This is a genomic window from Paraburkholderia sp. RL17-347-BIC-D (genome assembly GCF_046027915.1).
Lineage (GTDB): Bacteria > Pseudomonadota > Gammaproteobacteria > Burkholderiales > Burkholderiaceae > Paraburkholderia.
On record NZ_JARESS010000121.1, the window covers coordinates 1 to 7276 of the forward strand.

A 7276-nucleotide genomic window follows, 5' to 3' on the forward strand; every position below is an offset into this window, starting at 1 on the left:
TTCCCGGGGCGGTTCACAACTTAAAGTTAAAGACGGTTTTAGTGTAGCTGCTGTTTTCGGGACGTTGGACGTTGTAGCATGAGACATACGTTTAAATAACCTAGAGACTAATCGCGAGAACTTATCGCATCGCAAGCACCCTATCTCGGACCACTCCATGTATTTCCTAGCCGCCTTGGTAGTCAACCTCGCCCATGGCAAGGCCTTTCAACGCTCCACGTCGAGCGCACCGACCACGAACAGGAAGTCCCGCTTTCCTTGGCTTTGACATCCCGTTGCCCGTGGCTCGCACTGCACCAGGGGAGGCTGCTTGAGCACGACATATGCGCGTGTCTTGACCAGGCCATCGTGATCGACCCCCGACGACTGCCCCTTCGAGCACCGCGTCATGCTCGACCAGCACCATTTCGACTTCAACCGGCGAAACATATTGCCCGCTCACCTTCAGCATATCGTCGCTGCGGCCCGCGTAGACGTAGCAGCCGTTTGGCAACCGGCAGTACTTCTCGCCGCTGCGAAGCCATTCGCCGAGGAACGTTGCCCGCGATTTCTCGCGATTGCACCAGTACGTCAGCGCCGCGCTCGGCGCTTTGACGTAGAGATCACCGATCTCACCGTCGGGCGCCGGCTGGCCGGTTTCGTCGCGCAATTCGACCGCATAACCGAGCACCGGCGTACCGGTAGTGCCGTATTCGACGTGGCCGACACGATTCGATAAAAAGATGTGCAGCATCTCGGTCGACCCGATGCCGTCGAGAACTTCGCACCCGAAATGGGCCGTGAAGCGCTCGCCGATTTCGCGCGGCAGTGCTTCGCCGGCCGATGTGCAGATGCGCAATGCGACATCTGCACGTGCGGGCAGCCGGGGCGAGGCCATCATGCTGGCGTACAGCGTCGGCACACCGGAGAAAATTGTCGGACGATGGTGCACCGGGCGCGCGTACACGGCGTCGGCGGTGGGGCATTCCGCCATCAGGACTGCCGTAGCGCCGACCGACAGGGGGAATGTCAGGGCGTTGCCCAGCCCGTAATTCGCACCACAGCCACGGCGATTTCGAGCACGCTGCTGATCGGCCGCTTCCTGCCGCCCTCTGCCCGCACGGGGGATAGGTATTCATTGCGACAATATCCGTCAAGTAGGTTGTTAAAAAAACTGATCGGAGGAACGGCCAGCAAGACTAGCGCGTGCAAATAAATTTGATCTATGCATCGCTTGCCTCAGTTCTCAAGAGACTTTTCGAGGACCTGATCCTGCGCGAAGATCGATGCGCTAATGGCAGTTGATACAATTGATAAAGCGCCGTGACCGTTTTGATGAATGCCATGCCGCTACAACGATGTTCTCCAGTCGAGGGTGAACGCTGATACTCGCTTCGCAGCATGAGCTGGTGCTCGGGCGCGCTCCTCTGTAATCGCGTCGGCGCGCCAGTGGCGGGCCGACGCCAGCGAGTTGAGATGCGCTAGCTGCCAGTCCAGCTCTGCATGCACGGTCTCCTGATAGACCTGTGCGGGAGTCCTGGCCGGCGTCGGCCCGCTATATGTCGGGACCCATCGGCCGCGGGCAGACCGGCGGAACGGCCGCTCGGAAACTGGAGCGAGTTGTTGGCGGGCTGCGCGATCGAAGCAACAACGCGGGTCGATTGCGCAAAGGCCAGCTCATCCGGAAACAGCTTCGGCGCGCTCGGTTTTTTCGGTCATAAAGGCGTTCCTTTCGGTATCGTGTCATGACCTCAACACACAAGAAATCTGACGGGCTCACGGCCAACCTTATCGAGTCGGCGTGCTGCGCCCTGCGCCCTGGCCCCTCCCGCTCCGGGCGGTTTCTCGACCCATGTGCAAGCCGCCGTCAAGCGACGAATTTTTAGCGGCCATATAGAGTCCGACCGGCGAACGTGTCAGTGGCCGCCGCCATGGCCGCCTCCACCGCCATGTCCGCCACCGCCTCCATGTCCACCACCGCCTCCATGTCCGCGGTGCCATCCGCTGTGCCAACGGTCGCCGTGCCAGCGATGGCCGCCCCAACCGCCGCAGTCGCCCCAAACACTGCAGGTCCCGAACTCCGGTCCGGAGACAGCATAGCCGTACACCGAATCGTATGACTGGGCGTCCCCGTATCCTGGTGCTACCGCGCAACCACTCAAGCTCGCTGCCGTGGCGAGAAACGCAATCAACTTAAGCATGATTTTCCGTCGAATGATGCTGACGGCGAGCCGGGAAAAAAACGTCGGGCGCCGTCGTTAAGAACAGCCAAAGCTCGGAAATGCCTGACGCGCATGCGTACTCTTCCAAATGCGCGAGCAGACGGGCCACTCGGGGCAGCGTTGAACTCTCGAGCGAACAGCTACGTGTAGCGCCTTAAAATCACTTAGTTGTTCCATTGGAAGATTTTTTCACTGCGGCATCTTCGGGATGCGTGATTGCGTAAAGCTCCTTGTTTCTTGCAATGTTGTCAGCGCTCGGATAATACTCATACCGCTTGTTTGGCAACAGTCCATCGCGCCAAGCCTAAACAAGTTCCTCGCGCACCTGCTCCCGTCTTGCCATCGTTGGCCTGCGCCGCAACCATGCCCGTTGCGATAAGTGTCATTACACCAACTGTGAATGCTGGCCACTTCATAACCTTCTCCGTAACTCGCCGAAAACAGCAGGAAGGACAAGTATGGCGAGATGTCTCTTGCGCCCGGATGAGCGCGAGATTACAAAAAGGTCATGAACGGGAACACTCAACGGCTGTCGTTCTATGCATGCATACGCGCGTGAACCCATGAAGACGGGCTGGTCCTTGCAGCGCCCATTTCAAGGCATTCCATGTCGGCAGGTATAACTACGGCGGCCTGACGTGAACGCCTCGATGCCTCCTTCGCCTGGCAGCCCCCGGGCATTGCGTGCAACCCATCATGGCGAACACACACTTAATCAGGAAGAGAATGAAACCTGTGGCGAGCGTTACGGGCGACGCCGCCCAAGTGGGGCCGTTGAGCCCGCGGCGCGGGCCAGTGGCACCTCTGCGGAACGCTGCCAGTTAGGGTGTACTGGCGTGGCGCGTCCGCCGCAGACGTCGATGAACGCATGTGAGTCGTCGCAGCTAACGTCAACCGCCTTGCCGTGGCGCAGTTTGACTCGACCTACGTTCAAGAAAAGCAAAATCCCATACCTAGCTCGGCTTTGGCCGTTCGCAGGCGCACACGCGCAGCGCCAAGTCTATCTCGTTCTTCGGCTCTGAATAAGACCAACCAATTCGCCTTTGGGTAGCGATGCGGGTGGCCGCGCGTTACATCGACGGAGTGACCGTGGATTTACAGATTCGCAATCAGGCGCAGATGACAAAACTGTAACGGGCGTGTCAGCGCGAGGTCAAGCTTGAAAGGCCAGGATAAACACATAGCTTCCAATACACGCTTATGCGTGACGTTCGAAACCTTCGGACAGGATGTTTTTTTTCAGGTTCGCCCGGATAGCCGGGCACAAAGTGACTGGAAGTCGCTCCTTCGGAGGTGCCATGTCGAAAGTTTTTGAACTGGATCGCTGGTTGGCAAAGCTCTACGGGCATACTGGTGTTGACAGTGCTGCCGTGCGCGAACGGGATTCGGCCGGGGCAAACCCGCGCGCGGACGATTCAGAAGATCCGCGCGTGCCCGCAGTCCAAATCATCGAAGTCGTGAACGACAGAATGATTATCGTCGCATGGCAGGACCCTACTGGCGGCCGGTATGGCTATCAGACGTGGACCCGCGTGTTCGCGGGGCGCGATACCGTGTGCGCACTGACCGGGCTCTCAGTGAAGAGGGGCGTTGCAGTCTTCCATCCAAAGAATCTTCGCGACGGGCGCCCGGCGAACGCGGAGAGCGTCATCCTTGCAGGTGAAGTGAAGCGCAGGTTTCAAAGCGCTTCCGTATCGTTTGCCTCGCACTTAGTTTGAATAAACCCTTGTGTTTTCATAGCCGCCCAGCTGGGCGAGCGTGATCAGGCAGCGTGACAGCGGCGGCGCCTGTGCGGTGCGTGCCGTATCCTGGACGAGCTGGTCAAGAAACGTCCTCCTCGGTTGGGGTAAGTGCCGCCTCCGGAGAAGCCTCGGGTACAGACCGATTGATCTCGGTCAGCCAGAATACCCGCCACGCAGGATGCAGAAGATGGCGACCAGGTTGGTCGCTGCTGGCAATCGCGAACTCGGCCGGGTACTGAAAGCCCAGAAGCAACTCGCGCCACCGGCGCAGCGAACGGCCGACCCTGTTAAAGAAAGGTCTGCACAACTCGTTTCCGGAGCACTGACCTTTGCTTCCTGCGCGATGTCAGCGTTGAGGATCTGTTGTGACGTTGATTACCCGGTCGACCGCCTGAAGGCCGGCTCGTCCGGACAATCACTCAGTCGCTACTTTTCTATTCTGTTCGCCGGCTAGCCGCCCGGGGAGCAGCTTGTCCCGAACCCGTTTGTACGACTCGCCGGTCCCATTAGCGTTACCCAGCTCCTCGTTCCGGATCCTCAGGGTCCGCTAACGGACAGATAAGCGGCGACCTGCTCGATCTGCGTGTCATTCAGCGTACCCGCTACTGCCGTCATTGTTCCAGCTTTCGGAGGTGCGGCTTTTGCGCGCGCCTGGAATTCGTGCAGCCGGGCGACGGTAAAAGCGGCGGGCTCGCCTGCGATACCGGGGAAGCGCGCGCCATTGCCCTTGCCGCCCGCGGCGTGGCAGCTGAAACATGCCAGTACGCTCGTGCCCGCTCCCATTTCGGCGAGTTGTTTGCCGGCCGCGACGAGCTCCGGAGCTGGCGGCTGCGGAGCTTTCACAAGCGGCGGATGCTGGTTCGAGAAGAAGACCGCGAGAGCTCGCATGTCGCTGTCCGACAGGTTCTGAGCGACCGCCTGCATCTGAGGGCTGACACGCGTGCCGGCCTTGAACATCGACAGCGCGTGTGCAAGGTACTCCGGATTCTTGCCTGCCAGCCGCGGCACGCCCATTTCACTTCCGGCACCCAGCGCACCATGGCATGCGACACACGTCGCAATCGACGGACCCTGCGCAACGTTGCTTGTACTTGCGGTCGCAGTCTGGCTCTGGGCGAAGCATAGGCTCGCGAACGCACCAAGCGACGCCGCCAAACCTACTTTGGCGCCGCGCGACATGACGTGTCGACGATATGAACCCGCCTTCTCGTGCTGCCCTTGCTCTCCGCGAGACCTCTTGTCCGAATTGCGTACATTGAATCGCTTGATGATTTCGAGCATCTGATCTTCCATTTGAGGTTCGCCCCATTCTGTCTATAGTCAACCGGCGGGTGAATTTGGTTCTATCGATGACGCTCATTGACGATGGCTATGAAGTCCCAGGGATTGAGCATGCGCAAGGATTTGAGCCTTGATAAAGACGATCGATGAGCATGTCCGATGACGAAAATGTAATCGGACCGCAACTTAACGGTTATTCAGCCGGCCCATTCGACGATCCATGGTTCATGGTAGATCCGGAGTCCTTAAATCGACGGCCGAACGTCTCACTGTGATCCACAGGAGAGTTGGCAGATTCAGCTATGTCGACGCTGGGAAGATACATCTCTATCCGAACATGACATCGATGTAATGCGAGCGCCAGTATCGCGTCAAGGCCTCCGTGTAGAATTTAGCTTACTCATCAGCATCAAGGGTGAGGTCCACGGCTTGACTCATCCTGCGTGAAGCCGACTGCAGCTAACTCGAGGAGGCGATCCACCATGAATGCTCTTATCTAAGGGGCGTTGGTTGCCAGCGCACTGGCCGCCCCGGCGGTTTCTTTTGCACAGGACACCACTGCGCCGGTGTCACATGCCCAAGTGCGCGCGGACCTGGTGCAAGTTGAACAAACCGGTTATCGCCCGAGTGCCAAGGATGTGTACTATCCAGCGGATATTCCGGCAGCGCAGGCGCGTCTTCACGGGCAGGACATGAGCAGCACAGCCGTCGGCGGGGTGTCAATGGATGGTTCCTCGCCAACCGAGCGGTGCATGCTATGTCGATGCCTTTGAGCGATCCAATCGCCATTCCTAATGAACGCGATAGTCATGCCTTAGGAATGCGCGAGGCTTTCCGCCTCCGTTGCAGATCGGCTCAAGCAATCCGATGATTGAACCAGTCGACCCAATCGAGTTTCAACATCTCGGCGGTACAAGACAGAACTAATGCATCGGCTTGGGCCGTGGCGCAATCTGTAGGCGGCCGTTTGATTCATTTCAGCCAGCGCATTGTCGTAGGGGAGTTGAGCTTCGGCAGCGATTACACCTTACTCGTCGGCTAACAATCCATGGGTTGTCGGATTCACAAGCTTGCGTCGCGACGAAAACAGGTAGATTTTCCATCTCACGCCCGGCATATCACAAAATCCGCCGACGCGAATGGCAGCCGCGCCGTGCCCCTAGCGCAGCCGGACAGCCTGCGGGGGCGACCTGCGTATACGGCAAACAGGCGCCGATGAGCTGGGGTAAGCTGGGTCTCGGCGGCAGCACCATTGCGACGCTATACGGGCAACGCGAAAAGGCAGCGATTCCGCGTACGAGAACGGCGTGACGATGGACTACGAGTCGCTGGCGCCGGCGCGACGGGTGATTTTTTTTCTGAACAACGACCCGTTCGCCAATCTTGTCGGCGTCCACCCAGGCGTCGTCAACGCTGCATGTTGAACCACCCGGGCATCAGTTCGAGGCCGGCGCGGAATGAGCCGCAGGCATTCCCGCTGTGTTCACCTCGTGTGCCCCGTCCGTACGGTGCTGGATCGCGTAGATCTCGCGATTGCGGGCGATCGTGGCCTCCGACGGCGGATAGTCGTTGTTGTGAGACGGGACCAGTCCTTCGGCCTGGGCCTGTTGCAATTGCGCCATGACCTCCGCATGCGTCAGTCCCGACGGATTGGATTGCGCAAATGCGGCGGTGCCGAACGACAGGCTGAGGGCGGTAACGGCAAAAGCTGTAAGCAGTTTCATGATGGTCTCTCTGATGATGTGCAAGAAATGAGTGGTCCGAACCACGCTTCACATTCTTGTCATTTCACCTGTCGACGCACTGACCCGCAGATTACCGTTCTGTTATCCGCGCGCAGGCGATAAAAAAGCTCCAGATAACAGACTTGTAATTTACCGGACCGCAGCCCGTAAGCCCCCGACCATCACACTCCTGAGTCATGAAGCGCATCCCATGCGCCGTCCGTTGCATTCAAAAGACGGGCGCTTCCATCTGCCTCTTCTCAGGAAACCGTCATGTGGATCGTCAAGCTCGCGCTGCGCCGGCCCTACACATTCGTGGTCCTCGCTC

6 protein-coding genes and 2 pseudogenes are annotated in these 7276 nt (G+C 58.9%); 4 read left to right on the plus strand and 4 right to left on the minus strand.

The window, feature by feature from the left end; all coding sequences use genetic code 11:
* Positions 1-306: 306 nt before the first annotated feature.
* Together P0D96_RS47110 and P0D96_RS47115 are read right to left on the minus strand one after the other, a co-directional pair.
* Positions 307-1030, minus strand: a pseudogene (locus P0D96_RS47110) (benzoate-CoA ligase family protein); the annotation flags it as partial.
* An 831-nt stretch (positions 1031-1861) separates the two neighbouring features.
* The gene (locus tag P0D96_RS47115) at positions 1862-2044 is read right to left on the minus strand and encodes a hypothetical protein (protein ID WP_408183509.1); all 183 of its coding nucleotides are present in this window, start codon (positions 2042-2044) and stop codon (positions 1862-1864) included.
* Between the two features lie 1455 nt (positions 2045-3499).
* On the opposite strand from P0D96_RS47115, the gene P0D96_RS47120 reads away from it, so the two are divergent.
* The gene (locus P0D96_RS47120; protein ID WP_408321102.1) at positions 3500-3919 is read left to right on the plus strand and encodes a DUF3331 domain-containing protein; all 420 of its coding nucleotides are present in this window, start codon (positions 3500-3502) and stop codon (positions 3917-3919) included.
* Between the two features lie 211 nt (positions 3920-4130).
* Positions 4131-4397, plus strand: a complete 267-nt coding sequence (locus tag P0D96_RS47125) for a hypothetical protein (RefSeq protein ID WP_408261369.1) — start codon at positions 4131-4133, stop codon at positions 4395-4397.
* A gap of 83 nt (positions 4398-4480) precedes the next feature.
* Here the strand turns inward: P0D96_RS47125 and P0D96_RS47130 are convergent, their stop codons facing one another.
* Complete coding sequence (locus P0D96_RS47130) at positions 4481-5236, minus strand: c-type cytochrome (protein ID WP_408321104.1); 756 nt, start codon at positions 5234-5236, stop codon at positions 4481-4483.
* 494 nt (positions 5237-5730) lie between these two features.
* Between P0D96_RS47130 and P0D96_RS47135 the strand changes: the two genes are divergently transcribed.
* Together P0D96_RS47135 and P0D96_RS47140 are read left to right on the plus strand one after the other, a co-directional pair.
* Positions 5731-5997, plus strand: a complete 267-nt coding sequence (locus P0D96_RS47135) for a DUF4148 domain-containing protein (RefSeq protein ID WP_408183505.1) — start codon at positions 5731-5733, stop codon at positions 5995-5997.
* Positions 5998-6382: 385 nt separating this feature from the next.
* A pseudogene (locus tag P0D96_RS47140) lies at positions 6383-6648 on the plus strand (hypothetical protein); the annotation flags it as partial.
* 12 nt (positions 6649-6660) lie between these two features.
* Here the strand turns inward: P0D96_RS47140 and P0D96_RS47145 are convergent.
* Positions 6661-6948 (minus strand): DUF4148 domain-containing protein, encoded by a 288-nt coding sequence (locus tag P0D96_RS47145; RefSeq protein ID WP_408261365.1) that lies wholly within the window; start codon positions 6946-6948, stop codon positions 6661-6663.
* Positions 6949-7276: the final 328 nt, after the last annotated feature.

Bases quoted from the DNA above. Each gene is read 5' to 3' on its own strand.
- P0D96_RS47125 (WP_408261369.1), top strand. From the start codon at position 4,131: ATGGCGACCAGGTTGGTCGCTGCTGGCAATCGCGAACTCGGCCGGGTA.
- P0D96_RS47120 (WP_408321102.1), top strand. From the start codon at position 3,500: ATGTCGAAAGTTTTTGAACTGGATCGCTGGTTGGCAAAGCTCTACGGG.
- P0D96_RS47145 (WP_408261365.1), bottom strand. From the start codon at position 6,948: ATGAAACTGCTTACAGCTTTTGCCGTTACCGCCCTCAGCCTGTCGTTC.
- P0D96_RS47130 (WP_408321104.1), bottom strand. From the start codon at position 5,236: ATGGAAGATCAGATGCTCGAAATCATCAAGCGATTCAATGTACGCAAT.